Raw genomic sequence first — 437 nt, forward strand, 5'->3', positions numbered from 1 at the left:
GAGATCGAGAACACGTCTTCCACCGGCATCAGGAAGGTACCGTCAACAGCACGTTCCGGGGTCGGGATGTAGGTGTCCAGCGCTTCAGCCAGGGCCATGATCGCTTGCTCGCCCAGGGGACCGGTGTCGCCTTCCAGCGCCAGCTTGGCCGAACCCTTCACGATGGGCAGGTCGTCGCCAGGGAACTCGTACTTCGACAGCAGTTCACGGACTTCCATTTCCACCAGTTCCAGCAGCTCTTCGTCATCCACCATGTCAGCCTTGTTCAGGAAGACGATGATGTAAGGAACGCCGACCTGACGGGACAGCAGGATGTGTTCACGGGTCTGGGGCATCGGGCCGTCAGCGGCCGAGCACACCAGAATCGCGCCGTCCATCTGCGCAGCGCCGGTGATCATGTTCTTCACATAGTCGGCGTGGCCTGGGCAGTCAACGTG

General features: G+C 61.1%; 1 protein-coding gene. It reads right to left on the reverse strand.

Going from position 1 to position 437, the window contains the following annotated elements; all coding sequences use genetic code 11:
* A partial coding sequence (locus HWE04_RS24210; RefSeq protein WP_241813927.1) for a GTP-binding protein occupies positions 1–437 on the reverse strand: 437 nt, incomplete at both ends.

Origin of the sequence: Herbaspirillum sp. C7C2 (genome assembly GCF_022627865.1) — a bacterium.
Lineage (GTDB): Bacteria > Pseudomonadota > Gammaproteobacteria > Burkholderiales > Burkholderiaceae_D > Herbaspirillum > Herbaspirillum frisingense.